At 46.5% G+C, this 20434-nt stretch carries 18 protein-coding genes; 1 reads left to right on the forward strand and 17 read right to left on the reverse strand.

Features of this window, described 5'->3' with window-relative positions; translation table 11 throughout:
- Window positions 1–39 precede the first annotated feature (39 nt).
- Entirely contained in the window at window positions 40–489 is a 450-nt protein-coding gene (locus tag SPD80_RS01545; protein WP_320828170.1) for a fructose PTS transporter subunit IIA, read from the reverse strand.
- A 258-nt stretch (window positions 490–747) separates the two neighbouring features.
- Here SPD80_RS01545 and SPD80_RS01550 point away from each other — a divergent pair, with 258 nt between their 5' ends.
- On the forward strand, window positions 748–1740 hold the full coding sequence (locus tag SPD80_RS01550; RefSeq protein ID WP_320828171.1) for a Fic family protein: 993 nt from the start codon (window positions 748–750) through the stop codon (window positions 1738–1740).
- Between the two features lie 66 nt (window positions 1741–1806).
- Here the strand turns inward: SPD80_RS01550 and SPD80_RS01555 are convergent, their stop codons facing one another.
- From SPD80_RS01555 to SPD80_RS01630, 16 genes are all read right to left on the reverse strand, one after another.
- Window positions 1807–2865 carry a ribonucleotide-diphosphate reductase subunit beta gene (locus SPD80_RS01555; RefSeq protein WP_320605829.1) on the reverse strand — a complete coding sequence of 353 codons (1059 nt, stop codon included), beginning with the start codon at window positions 2863–2865 and terminating at the stop codon, window positions 1807–1809.
- Window positions 2866–2900: 35 nt separating this feature from the next.
- Window positions 2901–5504, reverse strand: coding sequence for a ribonucleoside-diphosphate reductase subunit alpha (locus SPD80_RS01560; RefSeq protein ID WP_320828173.1), 2604 nt, complete (start codon window positions 5502–5504; stop codon window positions 2901–2903).
- A gap of 207 nt (window positions 5505–5711) precedes the next feature.
- Window positions 5712–7859: a VWA domain-containing protein gene (locus SPD80_RS01565; protein WP_320828174.1), complete on the reverse strand. Its 2148-nt coding sequence runs from the start codon at window positions 7857–7859 to the stop codon at window positions 5712–5714.
- Window positions 7852–9363 (reverse strand): hypothetical protein, encoded by a 1512-nt coding sequence (locus SPD80_RS01570; RefSeq protein ID WP_320828175.1) that lies wholly within the window; start codon window positions 9361–9363, stop codon window positions 7852–7854. Before SPD80_RS01570 ends, SPD80_RS01565 begins: the two co-directional genes overlap by 8 nt.
- Window positions 9360–9956: a Tad domain-containing protein gene (locus tag SPD80_RS01575; RefSeq protein WP_320605958.1), complete on the reverse strand. Its 597-nt coding sequence runs from the start codon at window positions 9954–9956 to the stop codon at window positions 9360–9362. Before SPD80_RS01575 ends, SPD80_RS01570 begins: the two co-directional genes overlap by 4 nt.
- The gene (locus SPD80_RS01580; RefSeq protein WP_320605959.1) at window positions 9956–10507 is read right to left on the reverse strand and encodes a TadE family protein; all 552 of its coding nucleotides are present in this window, start codon (window positions 10505–10507) and stop codon (window positions 9956–9958) included. Before SPD80_RS01580 ends, SPD80_RS01575 begins: the two co-directional genes overlap by 1 nt.
- A 4-nt stretch (window positions 10508–10511) precedes the next feature.
- A complete protein-coding gene (locus SPD80_RS01585) occupies window positions 10512–11081 on the reverse strand; it encodes a TadE/TadG family type IV pilus assembly protein (protein ID WP_320605960.1) in 570 nt (189 codons plus the stop codon).
- Window positions 11082–11170: 89 nt separating this feature from the next.
- The gene (locus SPD80_RS01590) at window positions 11171–13348 is read right to left on the reverse strand and encodes a hypothetical protein (protein WP_320828177.1); all 2178 of its coding nucleotides are present in this window, start codon (window positions 13346–13348) and stop codon (window positions 11171–11173) included.
- Window positions 13349–13362: 14 nt separating this feature from the next.
- Entirely contained in the window at window positions 13363–13734 is a 372-nt protein-coding gene (locus SPD80_RS01595; RefSeq protein WP_320606148.1) for a DUF192 domain-containing protein, read from the reverse strand.
- Between the two features lie 69 nt (window positions 13735–13803).
- Complete coding sequence (locus tag SPD80_RS01600; RefSeq protein ID WP_320606149.1) at window positions 13804–14703, reverse strand: type II secretion system F family protein; 900 nt, start codon at window positions 14701–14703, stop codon at window positions 13804–13806.
- Between the two features lie 10 nt (window positions 14704–14713).
- Window positions 14714–15640, reverse strand: a complete 927-nt coding sequence (locus SPD80_RS01605) for a type II secretion system F family protein (protein WP_320606150.1) — start codon at window positions 15638–15640, stop codon at window positions 14714–14716.
- A 9-nt stretch (window positions 15641–15649) separates the two neighbouring features.
- Complete coding sequence (locus SPD80_RS01610; protein ID WP_320606151.1) at window positions 15650–17005, reverse strand: CpaF family protein; 1356 nt, start codon at window positions 17003–17005, stop codon at window positions 15650–15652.
- Window positions 17002–18270, reverse strand: coding sequence for an AAA family ATPase (locus SPD80_RS01615; RefSeq protein WP_320606152.1), 1269 nt, complete (start codon window positions 18268–18270; stop codon window positions 17002–17004). The genes SPD80_RS01610 and SPD80_RS01615 overlap by 4 nt, the downstream gene beginning before the upstream one ends.
- Window positions 18271–18282: 12 nt before the next feature.
- The gene (cpaB, locus tag SPD80_RS01620) at window positions 18283–19089 is read right to left on the reverse strand and encodes a Flp pilus assembly protein CpaB (RefSeq protein ID WP_320828180.1); all 807 of its coding nucleotides are present in this window, start codon (window positions 19087–19089) and stop codon (window positions 18283–18285) included.
- A 92-nt stretch (window positions 19090–19181) separates the two neighbouring features.
- Window positions 19182–19361: a Flp family type IVb pilin gene (locus tag SPD80_RS01625; RefSeq protein ID WP_320606154.1), complete on the reverse strand. Its 180-nt coding sequence runs from the start codon at window positions 19359–19361 to the stop codon at window positions 19182–19184.
- A 249-nt stretch (window positions 19362–19610) separates the two neighbouring features.
- Entirely contained in the window at window positions 19611–20300 is a 690-nt protein-coding gene (locus SPD80_RS01630; protein ID WP_320828182.1) for a prepilin peptidase, read from the reverse strand.
- Between the last annotated feature and the right edge of the window lie 134 nt (window positions 20301–20434).

Here is a 20434-nt window from a genome sequence, read left to right on the forward strand (position 1 = left end):
ACCAGCTTTCTTGTTGCTGGATTTACCTGCTAAAACGTATTACTCACCAGTAAGTGCACTGGCAATCAACTCATATACTTCATCTGTGGTACCGCCTTTGAGCACGTGAGCAAACTCAGGATGAATTAGCTTACGGCTAAGTGACGATAAAAGCCTGAGGTGCTCAGAGTTCTTGTTTGTGGGAACCAGCAAAGAAATCACGGTATCCACGGGTTTATCGTCAAGAGCAGCCCAAGCAACAGGTGTTTTAAGCTTGGCAAAGAGCACTGCTGTGGTAAGGACGCTTGCAGACCTTGCATGCGGGATAGCAATGCCTCCACCAAAACCAGTGCTTGCCTCGGCTTCTCGCTGTAGATAGTCAGACACGATTGCCTGAGGGCTGTTGGTGACGTTTAGCTCTTGCGCGCGAGCGGCGAGCGCCCTAAATGCCTCTGTCTGAGTAGCTACATCCAACGTGCCCAGCATATGATTTTTGGAAAAAAGTGCCATGGTTTGTCATGCCTTTCTTAAGCACCCAGTGCGGGTATGACTTCCATAGTCACAGTATTAACTACCATCTTGAGCAAGTTAAGAATCAAATTGTCACAACGGCTGTGACAGGTATATATACCTGCAGTTTTTATTACAACCATTACAAAATAATTTTTGACTATACCTGAGGGAGTTCAAAATTGAGCATGATATTGAGTAAGATATTGAGTATGATATTAAGTAAGATATTGAGTAAGATAGTTTGATAGGGGACCTATGCAAAACTACCAGCCGCCCTACTCTATTACTTCCAACATGATGATGCTTGCTTCGTCTATTAGCGAGAAAGTCGGCAAGCTTGAAATATATCAGAGCTTACACGCCCACCCTCAACTGCGCAAAAATAATCGTATTAAATCAATTCATTCTTCTTTAGCTATTGAAGCTAACTCTCTTTCTCTTGACCAGGTCAAAGATGTTATTGATGGAAACCTCGTCTTAGGACCAGCGCGAGAAATCCAAGAGGTAAAAAATGCCTATGCGGCATATGAATGTATTAACTCCTATGACCCCTACTCATTAGATGATTTAAAAAGAGCGCATGGTGTAATGACGCAGGGTTTATTGCCCGATGCTGGGAAGTTTCGTACCGGGAATGAAGGGGTATTTAATGGAGATACCTGCATTTTTATGGCACCTCAACCACATTTTGTTCCCGAACTCATGACGCAACTTTTTGCATGGATGCACACTAACAAAGATACGGTTCATCCGCTTATTATCTCATCCATATTTCATTATGAATTTGTTTTTATTCATCCTTTTTCTGATGGCAATGGTCGCATTGCTCGTCTATGGCATACGGTACTTCTTAACACTTGGAACCCGTTTTTTGAATATCTTCCCTTAGAAAGTCAAATTGCTAAGTTCCAAGCTCAGTATTACGACGCAATTGCACAATGCCATGTACATGGATCATCAGACATATTTATTGAATTTATGCTACAGCAGATTGATGCCACACTAGATACAATGCTCATACAAAACAATCGTGCGGCAACTATATTGCCTAAACAGGTCTCTTGTTTACTTCAAGCAATGGAATGGGGAGTTGCTTATAGTGCCGCGCAGTTGATGGAATTAGTACACGTCAAAACAAGGAATACTTTAAGAACAAGTTATATAAATCCAGCACTTGAGCTTGGTCTTATTGCTCCCACCATTCCCGATAAGCCCAAAAGCAAAAATCAGCGCTACATCAAGCAGTAGCGCTGATTCAGCTAGACCATGGGGTACTCTGGATTAAAGCCTAAGCCTGAAGCCGCATAGGTCATCCTATAAATCATCCACAAGAGCAGTGGACTTAGCATATGCAGTAGAGCGAGCTTCAAAGAAGTCCGTTTTTACCATATTGGCACTAGAATACTGAGAAACCCACTCCATGCCCTCGGGCTCGCCAGATACATCATCAAATAGCTGACCATACCCCAGGCCACTCCAACGCAGATTGCCCAGGTAACGGATGTACTTCTCTACCATATCGCCCGTTAATCCAGAGACCTTATCGCCAATCACATAACGGCCCCATGCAATCTCTTGGCGCACACCTTCTAGTAACATGTTGCGCAGCTCTTCCACGGTGTTCGCATCAAACAGCTGGGGCTCTTCACGCTGAAGCTCAGAAATAATATTGCGGAACAACCATAAATGCGTGTTTTCATCGCGATTGATATAACGAATTTCCTGAGCGCTACCAGGCATTTTTCCATTGCGGGCCAAATTGTAAAAGAACATAAAGCCAGAGTAGAAGTACACACCCTCCAAAATGTAGTTGGCCATACACACACGCAATAAAGCACGAGGGCTCTGCTGCGCCAAAAACTCATTGTAGAGGTCACCAATAAAGGTATTGCGGGCAAGCAAATGTGTATCATCGCGCCACTGATACAAAATCTCATTGCGTTTCTCGGGAGAACAAATGGTATCCAGCATGTACGAATAACTCTGCGAATGGACGCACTCCTGGAACGTCTGAATACCTAAACACAAGTTGACCTCGTTAGCCGTAATATAGCTGCTTATATTTGGCAAATTAGCGCTCTGTAGGCTGTCGAGAAACACCAGAAAGCTGAGGATTTTATCGTAAGCAGTGCGCTCAGCCTCGGAAAGCAAAGGATAATCCTTGATGTCCTGTGCCAAATTAATTTCTTCGGGAACCCAAAAGTTGTTCATGGCATTGCGATACCAATTGCTCACCCATTGGTAACGCATGTTGTTAAAATCGTTGAGGTTGGTGGTATTGCCACCAATCATACGACGATTACGCACGTCAATGTCGCCCTGGGGGTTAAACAGAGGCTTGCGCTCCAATTTCATGTTTTTATCAACAGTCATGCTCTCTCTCCATTTCATTACTTGCCAGGCATTGCTTATGACGCACAGCTTTCGCACTCCTCTACTTCAAGAGATTTGGAACGCACATAATACACGGTCTTTACGCCACGAGCCCAAGCGTCTACGTAAAGGTCAAAGACCTGGCGCATGGTAAAGTCATTGGTAATATACAGATTCATGGACTGCGCCTGATCAATATGGCGCTGACGAATAGCTGCCGCACGAATAGACCAGTGCTGGTCAATGCTGTGCGCAGGCTTGTAGTACCAGTACGTTTTAAAAGAAAGCTCAGGCGCAATACGCGGCAACATCATGCCCTTCTTTTCTTCCAAGAAAAACGATTGCATGATGGGGTCTAAACCAGCCGTAGTACCAGCGAGAATAGACGTGGAGCTTGTGGGGGCAATGGCCAGCAAGTAGGCGTTACGCATCCCGTTGGTAGCCACCTGAGCACGAACAGCATCCCATTCTTTACCCGTATATGCGCGCTTCTTAAAATAGGCGCCCGTCTCCCAATCAGAGCCTTCAAACAGCTCATATGATCCGCGTTCAGCCGCCAAATTGCAGGATGCCTCAATGGCAAAACGATTGATCTTCTCAAACAGCTGGTCTACAAAATCCAGGTGTTCCTCGCTCTCCCAACGAATAGCCCGCTGAGCCAACATGTGGTGGTACCCGCTTACGCCCAACCCAATAGAGCGATAGCGGTGGTTGGTAATCTTGGCATAGGGCAAGGCATAAAAATTGAGGTCAATGACGTTATCCAAGGCGCGAACCACCGTATGCACAAGCCCGCGCACATGCTGGGTGTCATCAAGATTAATGTTGCCCAGCGATAGACTAGCCAAATTGCATACTACAAAATCACCAGGCCTAACAGTAGTAACTACCACGGTGTCACCCTCATCAGTCACAATCTCACGCGAGACCGTCTCCATAGAAGAGGTGTTCTGTGCAATTTCTGTACACAGGTTCGAGCAGTAAATAATGCCTGCATGCGGATTAGGGTTGGCACGATTTACGGTATCGCGCATAAAAGCAAAGGGTGTACCTGTTTCTACTGCAGAGCGAATAATCAAGCGCACAATTTCACGAATGGGCATGCTGCGCTTAGCAATACGAGCATCTGCTACACACTCAAGATAGCGGCGCTCCCATTCCTCACCAAAGTACTCCTCCAGCGCATACCCCTTAATGGTCAGGATTTCATGAGGATCCATGAGGTGCCACTCTTGTGACATATCTTTTTGTGCCAATTTCCAAAACAAATCTGGATAGCACACTGCTGGGAAGACATCATGTGCTTTTGTACGGTCATCACCATTGTTGGTACGAATTTGCAAGAACTCAGGCAAATCACGATGCCAAGCATCCAAATACACCGCAACAGCACCTGCGCGCATACCCAACTGGTCTACGGCTACGGCAGTATCATTAATAACGCGAATCCACCGGATGACACCGCCAGCTACACCCTGAAAACCACGGATACTACCACCAGAAGCACGCACTTTACCCAGATACATGCCCATGCCGCCGCCAAACTTGGACACTTGCGAAAAATTATCAATGGAGCGATAAATGCCCTCCAAAGAGTCTGGCACAGTGTCAATAAAACAGCTTGACAGCTGGTGATGAGGCTTGCGCGCATTGGAAAGCGTAGGGGTTGCCATAGTAACTTCCAACGTGCTGAGCATGTTGTAAAACTGAGCCACCCAGGTCAAACGATTGCTGCGCTCCTCTTTCATAGCAAGATGCAAGGCCACACCTAAAAACATCTCTTGAGGCGTCTCTAGAATCTCGCCTTCATGCGAGCGAATAACATACCGACGAAGCACCAAATCAAGACCTGCATAGTCAAAAAGCTTGTCTCTTTCATTATTGAGAAACTCCTGCGCTTGCAGTATTTCTTCGCGGCTATAGTTTTCCAAAATATAGCTACCATATAAATGTGCATCCACCAGCATCTGAATTTTGTCATAGAGGTTGGAAATGCCGCGAGACGCCATGGTTTGTGCAAGCACCTTATGCGCTGCAAATGCCCTGATGCGAGCAGCAATGTAACTCCACTGTGGAGCCTCACGGTTACACAGTTCTACCGCCGCGCGTGCCAGGGTATCTAGGCGTTGAGCAGAGTTCATCTCTGACTTGATTAGACCTTCAAAACGAGAAACCCAAACATCTAGAGGATATAGTTCTTGCTCAAAGTCCTTCTCGATATCCAACAGGACGGGGAGTAGGTCATCATCTCCAGCAAGGCGAATGAGTTCAGAGCGCTGAGCGCGCAGCTCACTTCGTTTGGAGCGGTACAAGATATAGCTTTTTGCCTGCTTAAAGTAACCGGCACGCATAAGAGCTTCCTCGACCAAGTCTTGGATAAGCTCCACCGTTGGCTCAGTAGACAGCACATCGGTGCGCCGTGCGTTAGCGCGCTGCACGTCAGGGCACTGTACGTTAGTGCACTGAGCACCATCATGCTGCATGGACTTTGTTATACATGCCTCTACCTGCGTTAGAAGCTGCTCCAGCTCTGCTTGGCTATAGTGCTCCGACGTTGCAGCAAAGACCTTTTGCAAGGCACGAATAATCTTTTGACCGTCGTACTGCTCAATCGCCCCGCTACGTTTAATAATGTTCATGTGAACCTCAAATATGATATGAATAGAAGATATTGTGGTTAATTCCTTATAAACATACCATATATTGTGTTCAATGCCAGTAAAATGTTACAGTATAACCAACATTTATTTTTGTTACTTTAGGGTTATAGGACAAAAATAAGGGCTGCACGACTCACAACAAGCCGTACAGCCCCAGCGCTAAGTAACTAAGAACTAAGCATCTCGCTAGTTTACAACGCCCTTAAGACCATAACTCTCGTGGTAGATATTATCTGGGTCGTACTCAACCTGCGTAGAGAAGTCATCGTCCTTGACCTCAACCTTAACCTTAACAGGAACGGTGTGGTTATCGTAGCGCATGTTATCCATGAACCCAGACTCGCCTGGCTTGGGAACAACAGGACGGATTGTATAGGTATATGTACCTTCGCGTTTGTACGGAATGTCCTTAAAGTAGACATTACCGTCTGTGTCATTACCAGCGACTTCAATCACGTTACCATCTGCATCTACGAGCTCAAACATAAACATGTTGGGTGATAGCTTCATGTTGTACAGCACCACATGTGCGCTTACTTTACCCTTATTGTTGGGCTTGAAGTATACTTGGACAACAGGTTTGGGATACGTGAAGGTTTCTCCCGTACTAGTACCATCCTGAGCTACGTACTTCACCTGAGCCTCAGCCTTATCTATGTCATAGAAGCCCGGCTTTGCCGTAGAGGTGGGGTTCGCCAAATCATAGTCAGTGTCCGCGTCACCTACATGAGGGTATGACTCATTCGCGGCAAGCCATTTCTTGATAGCAGCTGTGGACGTTCGTTCATCAAACGAGAAGCGATACTTGGTGTCCTCGTTTACCTTATTAACAATAGTTGCTGTAACCGTACGTGTAGCGCCATCAAAAGCAACAGTGTAATCTACGCCATAGTTAAGCTCACGAGTGCGACCATCGGCACCAGTTGCTACCAATTTGTAAGAATTGGGATAGAGGGTTACATCTTCACTCAACTGGCAGGAGATAGTGATGTGCACCTCAGGATTCTTCAGGCGTAGCATAAGAGAGTCAAGCATGTTTTTCATCTCAGTGTCACTGTTTACCGAGAACGCAGCCTTCTCATCACGTGTGGTTATGCCCTGTGTAATAGACTGTAATACCGATGCACCTCGGCCAGAACCAATGAAGATGGAGTACAAAGAATCAATACCCTTAATTTGGTTAAGCAACAGCTGCGTTGCTGGGTATACAACGTCTACCGAAGTATTATAACCACCATAACTTGCACCAAAGTAGTTATAGGGAATCTCAGTGGGCAAACCATCAGTTACCAACAGCAAAACATTGTCAACGTCGGGGCTGTGGTCCACATAGCGCTGCACCTCCATTAAAGCGCCACCAGTGTTGGTACCACCACCAGCTGTCAGTCGGTTAATCGCCCATGCTGCTTGCTGATAGGAGCCCTTATTTAAAACTGGTTGCACTGTATTGGAATAAGCAAGAATAGAAAACGTATTACTGTTATCAAAGGTACCAAGCTTATTGACCATAGTAGAAAGATTACGCTTGAGTGAATCCATCTTTGACTCACTAGAACCATGTAAATAGCGTTCTCTCATGGAACCAGAAACGTCAGCCACGATAATAAAGTTTTTACGACGATACTTAGGGAAGTTGGAATTATCTGCTGCTTGCGCAGACAAATAGGTACGATAGTCATTGGGACCCTTACGCTGAGTATCTGCATTAGAGTTACCGTCGCCCAAATAGTCAATTTGTTTAGTGGTTTTAATGGCAATATCGGGCTTAGGAAGCTTAACAGGGCCAAGCTCCTCGTTATAACGGAAATGCAACTTAATAGAGCCAGACCAGCCAGAAGATGCAAGCTGGGTAAATTGGCCATAACCTGGAAGATCCCATTTTCTACCATAATATGACATTGGATAGGATAGCTGTGCTGCTCCAGAACCAAACTCCATATGAGAAAAACTTATATGAGAGTCAGTACGATCATTGGGCGTCACATAGAAGTACGGAATACGATTAGAAATAAAAACAGTATTTGCACCGCGCTTAAGGGTTGGACTTTTCACAATTGGCGATACGGGAATTTGTCCGTTAATCGAGTAATCTAGCTGCCGCACCTCTGAGAAAAACTTAAAGTCGTAGGAAAAGCCGCTTGAGTCTACAATGCTTTTTGACTGGTCTGATAGCTCATCATAATTATCTATGATGACCTCAACGTTTAAGGTAGACCCATATGCAGTTTGAGCTGGCGCAACAACCGTAAATACACCAGCAAGGCCAAACACTGCCAAGGCACAGACAGCAAGCATACGCACCATATGTGTACGTAAGGAGTGGCGGTTATTCATCAGAAGTCCCTCCTATCTGAGAGATGGCAGTATTAACAGCATCAAGCGCGTTTTTGCGGTGCTGTTCATCAGCACGTTCAAACAAAGTAATGCGCGCCTTATGCTGCAAAGAAATGTTGGCAGGCTTAGTAGTATTTTCGTCTGGATTGTAAGCAGCCTGCAAGCTGTTGGTATCGTGAGCCAAAGAAGCCTGGGCATCATCTGCTAACAGCCAATTAAGAAAATCCTTCTCGCGAGAACCTGCGTCAGGTAAAACAGAAGCAGAATAGCGAGGATAAAATACCGCAGGGCTATCATCAGAAGAGCCTGGTATAGTCATAAATGCACAGTTGACACCCTGCTTTTGGAGCTCCATTGCTTCTTCAGAGCTGCCGATAAACCCAGCAAGTTTACCATCCTTAAACGACGATAAAACCTCCTCGCGGGATGGCAGTGATTTGACTTCAGGCGCAATGGTTGTACCGTCTGATAGAGTGGCTTGCCAGTTATATAGCTCACTCATATATCGCTGCGTTGCCACAGTCCAATCCAAATCACCTTGATCCAACGAATCCGTAAGAAATACCAACGACCCAATGGTTTTATCGGACGGACCCCACATGCCTACACCTTGCGGGAACAACTCAGGATAGCTATGCCCAAGGGCAACCACACCTTCGCTGGACTGCGGAACAATTGCTTTGGCATCATTAAAGGAGTTGGGATTATATACAAAGGCGCTTACATTACCCGTTAAAGGAATGCTGGCAACGCCCCAAAACTCAGGTGCATGCTGAGAAGAATCTCCAGATTTAGCAGCTTCTTTTTTAGCCTCTTCCGCTTTCTTTGCAGCTTCCGTCTGATCCTCTTCCTGACTTTTTGCGATGCCATTTTTGAGGTCTTCATTAGAAGGTATGCCACCGGCATTTTTGATTGCTGCCATGGTAGCCTCTGCACCATCGGGCTCATTGTGATTAAGAGAAGCCTCACCTTTGGTTACACCCTGATTATCTGTAGATTGCGTACTTGCAGCAGTGTTGTCAGACGTATTTGCATCAGAAGTAGAAGCTGCAGTATTGGCATTCTCGGCAGTTTTTACGGCAGTGGAATAGGGCATAACCATAAAGCGGTCATAATTTTTTGCTGCTACATCTTTAAGATCACCCAATTTATCCGTGGTACCCAGTCCATCATTGATGGAATTAGGCCAAATGCACAGCTTAGCGCCCTCGCGCTTCATAACATCCGCAATGGTAGCGCTGGTAAGCTCAGCATCTGGGACAGCGCGCACATGAACCATGCTCAGATGCGTAATGCCATACTTAAGGGAAAGCGGAAACATGGCACCACTTAAAGACTGAGGCACTACGACGGTTACTGCGTTAAAAAAGGAAAACACAACTAACGCCAAGATTGCAAAGGCAACGCTCGCACCAAGTATTCCTTTGATTTTGTTTTTGCGCTGTTGCTCATACTGCTTACGATAAGCACCTACCTGTGTATTGCGCTTAACGGTGGCACTCATGCAACAGTCCATCCATCGGGTAGATTACCTGCATTAAAACCAGTAACGGAGCCGTTATCAAAGGTATAACGACCAGAATAATATGACGCAGGAGCTGAAGGAGACCAAACTACGTTGTCATTGGGCTCACCATAGGTATCGTCAAAATCAGTCTGAGCAGCAAAGTTGATTTTTTGCAAACCAAAGAGCTTGAGGAAGTAGGTGTCACAAGATCCATGCAACACAATACGTGCTTTATAATGACGTGCATTCTCGGTACGCGTATCCTCAGTAAAGTAAAACTCGCCTTTGTTGGAAAAACCATTGGCGCCCAGCGTTTCTATAATGCATTTAGAAAAATCTGTGCCTGGCTGCTCACTGTAGCGCACCGTATCTTGGTACGTTAGACGGTCTTGAGCCACCAGCTGACACATACCATTTAAACGACTATGTGCCATAAGCACCACACTGGCATCCATGGCCAAACCTACAAAGAAAATCATAACCACAAGTGCAGCAGCAAACATTACCAGCACATTGCCTTGCTCATCTTGAGCCTGGGCTGCTGCTTTGCGTGCGCACACCTGGCGTATATAGCGCAATCCAAACTTCATTAGTAGCTCCGCCTCTGCTGGCCAATAATCTGGTCATAATCTATCGTGCGTTCCATGCCATGCTCTGTAATAAATAACCCCACCAGCGGCTTTACGCGATAGCTAATAGTTGCACGCGCATGCATATGACGCGTGTACTGCGTAGCATCATGCGGTTTTTTGTCATAGTTTGGCACGTCAAAAGAGCTTGTCGTACTCGTAAGCGTTACTTGAGCGTTAGAAACAGCAATCTTGGAAGCATCCATGCCAAACCAGCCAGAATCTGTGATAGCTTTTTTGACCACAGTATCTGCACCACTGGTAATCTCGGTAGGAACTGTATCTGAATAATCGCCCGCGTCCTTGTACTCCTCTTTAACATAGCCCCAGTTAGCATGGCTGCACGCATAATCAAAACTGACGTGCTGATAGCCAACCCAGCCCAGCTCAATCGTGGCAAAGATAAGTAACACAAAGAGCGGAAATACTAACGCAAACTCTAGAAGGGCCTGACCATCTTCACGATGACTTTGTCGAGAAACCCTTTGAAGGAGTGCTGCTATTCTTTGCATCGTATCACTCCTTATATCCACTAGCATACACGTTGCGACTCATAGAATCACTCGTGATGGTCCAATCCATGCCGCCTGTAAACAGTGCGCCAAGTGGGGTAATTGCTCTTCCTTCGCACTGCGTACGTACGGTAACAGTTTGGTAGCTGTAGTTGGACGGACGATCTTCAAAGCGCTCGTTAAAGTTGCCTTCTTTTTCCTTATCGGATGAATACACGCGATAGGTATAAGATTGCTGACCTGCAGCTCCAAGATCAATAGACTTTACGCGGAGATTGGTAAGCTTGTTGCGACCGGCTGCCTGAAGCGATGCGTTAATGCTTTCCTGGTAGTTCCCCTGGGCAAGCGATTCGTAGTTTACGTTGGAAAGCGATGAGGCCGTTGCGTCATTAAGTGCCATGCGCAGCGAAGCATACCGAACAAGGTCAATGGGCGCCAAGGCGAGAAGACACATAACGGAAACGATAAGAGCAAACTCAACAAAAGACTGACCCTCTTCATTACGTACCACGTAACGCAAGGCACGGCGCAAACAAGCATGTAGGCGATGGCTCTTTTTGGGTTTAACGTTCATGACTCCCCTCCTTCAGGGTGTAGGTAGGTACAGGTAATGCAGGGTGCAGCTGATAAAGTAGACATGTGTTTATCAGCAGCAACCCTGACTTAGTGATCTGAGTTGCGCTGACGCAGATACTCTTCAGCGCTGAGTGTATGAGATACCGGCTCAGCGGGTTTCTCGTCAACTAACATAAGAGAAGGTGCTTCTGCGTGTACGGATTCACCCTGGTTGGCGGAGTCGTACATACCACAAAAATGCTTTGCTGCATTGTTTGTAGCATCATCCTCCGCGGTATCATCCAGAGTGGAAGCTTTTGCAGCGGAGGCAGTGGGCTCATAGTTGGACACAATGGGCTCAGCGGTGACAGCCGTGTTAGATACAGCATGGTTGGCATACGCACAAACGGTATCAAACTCACCCATAAGCGTGCTGATTACCTGGTAGGACTTGGTAAATGCCGCGGAAAGATGGTTGTTCATAGCCTGAGCCTCGCTCAAAGCCTTGGTAAGCTTCTCGTTATCCGAGCGGGTCTTTGCCATGTCTGCAAGCAAGGCCTCGTACTGCTTATGAACTGCGTCCAGCGTTACCGCAAGTTCATCGCAACGGTGTTGGATTGCCTTATGCGCAGCTTCATACTCTGCAGCAACCTGCCCAGCAGCAACAGCTTCCTGCTGAGCACGCGCAGCCTCTTGCCGAGCTGCAGCGGCCTCCTGTTGAGCAGCAGATGCCTCTGCTTGAGCACGAACCGTCTCCTGCTGGGCAGCAGCGGCCTCTGCTTGAGCGCGCGCAGCCTCATCTTGGGCACGGGCAGCACTGTTCTCTGCAGCCGTTGTGCGAGAAACCAAAGCGGTGCGCTCGTTCTCAAAGTCCTGACACAAAGCTGCAAGCGCATTGTTTTGGCCCACAAGAGCAGCATTAGTCTGGGAAAGCTCCTCAATATGATCGGACAGTTCTGCGCACTCACGCACGGTCTGCTCGACCTTCTCGATAAGTTCTGCGTGGCCAGCAACCTGCTCTTGCGCAGCAGACAACTCACTTGTGAGAGCCTCAATTTGCTGCTCGAGCTCAGAGTTCTTGTCTTGAGCATCCCTAAGCAAGGACGCACGCTCACCCATGTTTGCAGACATTTCCTCAAGACGACCCATAGCAGTGTCGCGCTCTTCAGAAACGCGATTGAGCTCGCTGGAAACACGACCAAGTTCGTCCTTGAGCTGGTCAATCTGAGCAGCGGCATCGCGCTCATGAGCTTCCAGCTCCATAACGCCCTGCTCAAGCTTGGACTTCATGTCCATAGCCTGCTCCAACTGAGAACGAACGGCAGCGAGCTGCTCAATCTTGTCTCGACTTTGTTCGCGCGCATCTTCTAGCTGAGCGGACGCATCAGACAAAGAAGCTTCCAGCTTTGCACGACGATCCTCAATTTGCTCCATTTGGCTGCGCAGCAATTTGCACTCACTCGTGGAACTTGCAACCTCACGAGAAAGATCTTGAATCTGACGTTCAAAACCAGCACGCATCTGAGCATCAGAGTTAGAAATCTCGTCAATCAAATCGTGCACACTGGCCTGAGAGTATCCGCCAAATACAGAGCGCTTAAGCACGCTTTGCAAATCAATGGTGGGCTGACCTTGCGTATCAACCAGACCCGAGAAGGAAATCTCGTCACGGTCAAACGTAGGTGCGATAGCTTCAGACATAGTTGCTCCTGCATCCGTACCAGTCTTTTCGCTTGCAGAAGCGTCACTGGTCATCGAGTCTATAGAAATACTGTCATCTGCATTGCTTGTAGCAGCTGTACGCGCAATGGCATCAAAGTAAGAAATGGGCGCGCCACCTGTGGTTGGCATGCCGTTTGCAACAGATGTACTTCCCTCAGCAGACATGCTACTTGTTGTAGGCATGCCACCAGAAATGAGCACACCGTTATTTCCTGCAAGATTGCAGGTTTTATCGACAGCTGCCTCATCATCAGATGCTTCAGCAGGCTTGACAGGCTGCATACCATACGCGGCCCTCACAGCATTTGCAACATCGGTGCTAGCCGAATCCTCGGTGCCAGCCTCAGTAAACGCGCTGGATAGTGTTGTAATAAGGTTCATGCGATTCGCATGTTCATCATTGGAAAGCTTGCTCATATCAAACTCCTGGGATGTCTCCTTGGGTGCCGAGAAAAACCACGAATTATCAGGGTTTTCTAGGCCGAATACGCCAGATTGCTCCAACGAAGCATCGACCATACCTTTACGCTGCATACTATCCATTGTGCGAGCTGTATTATCCATGTCGCACCCCTTTCTTACTTGTTATTTGCACCCAAACGCACAGACGACAGCAATGGCTCAACAACCAGCGTATCGCCCACAGTAATATGCGCTGCCTTGCCTACAGGCAATTCCAACACGTGCTTTGCACCCTGAACAATCTTGCCAAGACGCCACGGTTTAATTTCTTCTTTGTAGAGCACACGCATAGCACAGTCCATGTACACCACATCTATCGAGAAACGCATGAAGCAACAATGCACCGATGAACAATTCCACAGCAACAAACCACCGTGCACATCCCCCGGTTTACGCAACATAAGGCCGCGCAGACGAGACCAAAAACTCTTTGCCTCTTCTACCTCAGCCTTAAAGCTTTTCTCTTTGTTGGTTATACACACTGTCATGGTATGCGCATACTCCTTTTCTGGCATTTTGCCGGTCTCTTATGACTAGTAATACCCACCAATCCAAAACTAGCCCAAGTGCAAGGTCTCGATAATATTGAGTGCTGCCGGTGCCAGCAAAATAATAAGCAAGCACGGAAGCAAACATACTACGAGCGGAAGCATCATCTTTACAGGCATTTTTGCTGCGCGTTCTTCTACCTGTGAAGCACGGTACTCACGAATAGACTCTGACTGAGCAACCAAAATATTGGCAATAGGAACACCCAGTTTATCTGCCTGATTAACAGCAGTTACAAAGTTGCGCATGGGCTCTACTCCACAACGCTCAGCTAAATGGAACAGGGCATCACGCCGTGACCCACCTAAAGAAATCTCACGCAGCGTTGTTTTAAGCTCATCAGAAAGAGGACCATCAGTACGATTAACAACATGCTGAAGCGCCTGGTCAAAACCAAGACCCGCACTTACGCAAGAGCTGAGAAGATCAAGCGAACCTGGCATGTCCATCTCGATTTGATTTTTACGCTCCGTAATCTGAGCTTTAAGAATAAAGCGTGACAGAATGTAAACGCCCAGCACAAATATGATGCCAAACAGTGGATTGAAAAACACCCAGCCCATAGCACCCATAATAAGTGACAGCAAGACGCGCTGAGCAAGCCATTCGCGCGCAGATTGCTGTTTGCCCGCACTGCGCAAATCATTTGTGAGTTGCTCTTGTGATTTGGAGTCCAGCGGAATAGCGTTACCAAATACCACAATAATGCGATCAACATAGGGCTTAAAAGCACGCTGATAAAACGTTTTTGGTTCTTCTTTTGGCATTGCAAGAGTTGCTGCATCCATCTGCTCAATGGATTCCAAGCGATCTGTAATGCGGTCATGCTTAAGACGCTTAGAAAGCATCAAGAATGCAACAAGATAAATACCAGCTAAAACTAGTATAAAAAGAAAACTACCTTCCACTGTTCACCTCCTAAATCGTTGTAATCTTACGAATAAGAACAAATGCTATAAGCTCGAGGATTACGCAACCCAAGAGTAACGCCATACCGAGCGCAGACGTAAAAAATGCTTTCATATAGCCAGGATTCATGGCTGAAATAATGAAGTACATAGCTGCAGGCAAAACACCAATAATCATGCCAGACATACGGCCTTGCGCAGTAAGCGCATTAATCTTATTGCGTAAACGAACCCGCTCGCGAATGGTGGTAGCAATGTTATCCAAAATCTGAGACAAGTTGCCACCCACGCGACGCTGTACCATTACGGCTGAGGTCATCAGACGCATATCTCCATTATTGGTACGGTTACAAATACCTTCAAGAGCATCTTCCAAAGGTGTGCCTAAACGCATTTCTGCAACTGCGCGCGCAAATTCACTACCAATAGGGTCGGGCATATCGGTTGCAACAGAAGATAAAGCCTGCTCAAATGAAAATCCTGCCCGCAATCCATTAGATAGGAGCATCACGGCATCGTACAGTTGCAGGCCAAACTTTGTTAAACGTTGTGCGCGAGCAATACGCAAGCCAAGTGGAGGCATTGCAGATGCAGCAAGTGTTGCTATGGTACTCATAGGCAAATTACGTGTAAGCAACATGCTCAAAATACCAACAGCAAATGAAAGCGTCACCCAAAAGAGCAAGAACTCTTCAACGCGCACCTGAATGCCAGAATTGAGGATTTCTTCTCTGAGTCGATCAGATACCTGGATATTCAGTTTAATCCGTTTACGCTCTTCTTTCTTATCAGCTGGGCGCTGAGCATAACTGTCGTTATCGGAGTTTTCTATCTCTTCCAAACGCTCTGCAATAGTATTGGATGAGCGTAGTAAATAAACGCAATATCCTAAAATAAGAACGCAAACAGCCAGTATGAAGATGATGATGGTATCCATAGCTACCGCCTAGACAAACCACTCGTCGCGAATCATAATGCCTGATTCCTCAAACTTCTTCAAAATCTTGGGACGGATACCCGTTGCCACAAAGCGACCCTTAATACGTCCTCCTGCATCCAAACCCTCAGGTTGGAATACAAAAATATCCTGCAAGGTAATGTTGTCGCCTTCCATACCCAAAACCTCAGAAACACTCACGATTTTGCGTGAGCCATCACGGAAGCGTGCCTGCTGCACAATAATATCTAAGGCAGAAGCAATCTGAGTACGAATTGCGCGAACCGGCAAATCAATGCCACCCATCAAAATCATGGTCTCCATACGAGAAATAACATCACGGGGAGAGTTAGCATGAACCGTAGTCAGGGAGCCTTCGTGACCGGTGTTCATAGCCTGCAACATGTCCAAGGTCTCTGCAGAACGTACCTCACCAACAATAATGCGGTCAGGACGCATACGCAGGGCATTCTTTACCAAGTCTCGAATAATAACTGCGCCCTTACCTTCTGCATTTGCGGGACGTGACTCAAGAGACACCACATGGTCCTGCTCAAGCTGAAGCTCAGCTGCGTCCTCGATGGTAACAATACGCTCATCACCAGAAACAAAGCCTGACAAGATGTTAAGCAAGGTAGTCTTACCAGAACCCGTACCACCAGAAACAACCATGTTGGCTTTGCCGCGTACGCACGACTCCAAGAAGGACGCCATAGCGTAGTTAATCGAGCCACCTTCAATCAGATTAGAAATCTTTAAAGGTGCAGATGAGAAACGACGGATAGTAATGGAAGGGCCGTTCAAAGCAATGGGCGGAATGATGGCGTTAACACGAGATCCGTCCAATAAACGGGCGTCTACCATAGGATTTGCCTCATCAACACGACGGCCAACCCTACTTACAATGCGATCCAAAATACGAACAACATGAGCATCGTCCTCAAAGGTAACGTTGCTCAAAATCAATTTTCCCTTACGCTCAATATAGACACGATTGGGGCCATTAACCATGATTTCGGAAATAGAAGGATCTTCCATCAGGCGGTCCAAAGGACCCAAACCAGCAACCTCAGAATATACGTCATCTGCAATAGCAGCACGATCTGCTCGAGGAACTTCTGCGGCTTCGGCAATCAAAATGCGTGCAATGAGCTCACGCATACCCTCTTCGGTTTCTACATCCAAAGCAAGATCTTGTGAATTAACCTGTTTGATTACCTCTGCTTGAACGCTCTTCTTGAGTATGGCATAGCGATTAGTTGCAGGCGCCGCCACAGGAGCCTCTGATGACGAGAAGTGCATAGTGCCACCATCGGTGCCTACGGTACCAGTACGTGCCTGTTCAAGACGTTCAATTAAACTCATTTAAGTCCCTTTTTTAAACCAAATAACCCGCGACGCTTGCCTGTTTCTTGACCAGCCTCAGCTGCCGATGGGGTGACTGAACCACCAAAGCTCTTTTTGCCACGCTTACCATGACGAGGGCCAAGCGGTGCTGCAGCAGCTCCCGTCATACGCACGGCATAATCAATTACTGCACGTGATACAGGGTTTTTAGCTGCACTTAAGGTAATGGGCACGCCATTATTGCTGGCAGAACAGCAGCTTACCCAGTCATAGGGAATCTCAAAGGCAAGATTGGTCTTAAGAACACGTACCACATCATTAGTTGCAATACGCGTATCTGGACTTACAAAAGAAATAACCAAGTTCATCTTTGATGCCATGCCAAGACTATGCATCAAAGAAAGCAAGGTCTTAGTGTGTTTAAGCACCGCAATATCTGGACGTACACAGACAAAAATGTCACCTACTGCCTCAGAAATTGCAATAAAAGTATCGTCAATAGTGGTGCCTGTATCTACCAAGACGTAATCGTAATACCCGCGCAAGGCCATAAGAACACGAGACACCTGCGCTGGACTGATCTTCTCGGCAATCTCTGGTCCACGAGGACCGCACAACACATTGACGCCAGACTCATGAATAACAAGATGCTGACGAATATCATCAATGGTGGGCTCGCCTACCTCTTGAAGCAGCTCACCAAGATCATTGTTGCCGGAGTCAATACCAAAGTAGCAACCCACGTCACCATAGAGCAAATCACAGTCAACAACTACAACCTTCTTGTTGCATTTAGCTAAAGCGACTGCCGTGTTTACAAGCGCCGTAGTCTTGCCTACGCCATCTTTGGCAGAAATAAAGCCAACGTACTTGGTATCAGCCACAACCATGGCACCAGATAAGGCTTCCATGCGGCTACGCTCTACCGTAAGTACAACATGCAGTTGCTCAAGAACTTGTTTTTTGGACATGCGCTCATCATATGCATATTGAATGCCCGAAGAGAGCGTTCTGACATCTTGTATTGCAGATTGCGCAACAATACCCACGATTATGATGCCAGGCCTCAGTGCATATACCTGCTGTACACCACGAAGTATCGCATCAGAACCATCTACATACACAACTAATACATCAGTACCAGCACCGCTTACACCGCGAAGTACGTCAGTCTCACGAGAACAAGCGCCTACAATCTTGTAGTCTTCCTCACCCGTAAAAATGGGATAGAGCACCGATTTGCAAGCGGACTCGTCACCATACAAATATACGTTCGTTGCCATGATGACCCTCCACTACTTAATAATAAGATCGCTGGTACTAATAGGTGCAGTTTGTACTGTTGCATCGCCAGCATCCTGAGGACGCAATGCCAAATACAATTTGCCACTTGATGACATAGCAGCCGTTATTTGCTGTGCTTGATCGGTAGTAAGTTGTAGCGTTACAACCGAATAGGTAGAAATATTTGTTGAAGAAGACGCAGTAGAACTACCCTCCGAAGGCTTGCTTTCGGACGTAAGGTTCTTGTTCAAAGCCAAAATAGGCACATTTTGAACAAGATAGACTGCAGTCGTATCATTCTTTACTTCATTGGTGGTGCTGCCTGAAGTAGAAGACTTGTCTGCACTAATGGCAAACATAATATCTACGCGGTTGCCAACCTTAAGCAACCCAGCAATACCAGACACGTCATCAACCTTGAGTGTCATAGCACGCGTGCCTTCATCAAGCTTAATGCCCAAACCAGAACCCATGCCGTTTTGATCAGCCTTGGAGACATGATTCTTAAGGATTGGCTCACCGGGGACCATTGCTACAAGCGTATAGGCACCCTCTACATCCTTGATAGACTGAACGGCATTGGCATTCTGCTCCGTTGCTGGTACTTTTTTCTCCTCCAGCATGTCGGATTTAATCTGAGCATACGCAGGTATTGAGTCCTTGACGACAACAACGGTACGAATTGATTCATCATTCTTGTTGCCCTGAGGTTTTCTCGAGAATACCAAGAGGTAAGCAATTAAAACAATAATGAGAACAGCGGAAACGACGGCAATGGTCCTCAGCTGCTTTTTCTTATCCACGGGTATACCAGCCATGTATGCCTCTCATATGCTCGTATTACATCCAACAAAATAAGGAGAGGGCTAGTAAGTAAACCTACTAGCCCTCACAATGTGTCCGCTAAGGATTAGGGACCAGGCTTAGGCGTAAGCTTGTCATTTACCTCAACAAACTTCTTCCTGATGCCATCACCAAGGGTGGTGAGTGCAACAATGCAAACTACTGCGATAAGAGCAATAATCAGACCATACTCTACGAGACCCTGGCCGGACTCCTCCTCCTTGAACCACATAAGTGCGTTATCCATTTTTTCCTCCTCTCTACACTCGATTTCTTAACTCAACAAACGTACTATTCGAAACTGGACATCAAGGATGACTTGCAACGCCCAATTTTTCGACAATATCTTTGAGTGGCCTTTCGACTGCCTTTCCAAATGCATTTAAAGCGCCGATGCACACTACAACAACAAAAGAGAGTACGAGAGCATACTCAACAAGGCTCTGTCCAGACTCTTCATTACAGATGATGAGTTTGTATTTCATAAAAGCATTCATTACAATGCAACTCCAAAAACCCGCGTAAAGCCTGGAATATAGGGACATAAAACTGCTGCTGCAAGCCCAATAGAAATAAAAGAGCACATTGGAAAATACGCCATAAACGTAAAGTTTTTCATAAACCATTTCGCAGCAAAGTACACAATGGAAGAAACGGCGAGACCCATAAGGAAATAAACCACTGCAGGCCATCCCGCAATAAAACCAGATACCATGGCCAATTTAATATCTCCAGCACCAACACCGCGAGAACCGCTTTGTGCTTTTGTAATAGCCATAGCCAAAAAGAACATTGCTGCTATACCAAGCATGCAGGCAAAACCTGTAAGAAGAGAAAGAAATCCTCCCTCTAAAATTCGATAGATGCCACCAATAGCTAAAACAGCTATCACAGCCTCATTGGAAATGATGCGAAGCATGTTATCTACCAAGGAGCTCACAACGCAGATGGTTGTAAGAAGTAGCACAGGAATAACAAGGGACATAGGAAGGAAAACGCCACAAGCAATGCAAAATAGTGCATGAGTAAGACCAGCTGCAACAAATGCAAGCTTGGAATTATCTGCAATTATTTCGCGTTCGCGTTGAGCCTGCTTAAAATCGACCAGCAGCTCCGTCAAACGTGGTAGAAAGAGCGAGAAACCGATTCCATACAGGGCAGCGCAAAGCGACACGACATTCAGCATTGCCACCCCCCAAAACATACTTTGGTTCAAAATTGGATGAATAATGTAACACATGTTTTTTTGAATTTATCTAACGAAAGCAAAATATCTTTAATTTGAAGGGTTTTATGTACACAAAATTACAAAGCTAAATA

Origin of the sequence: Atopobium sp. (assembly GCF_034113385.1) — a bacterium.
In the GTDB taxonomy this organism is placed as follows: Bacteria; Actinomycetota; Coriobacteriia; order Coriobacteriales; family Atopobiaceae; genus Atopobium.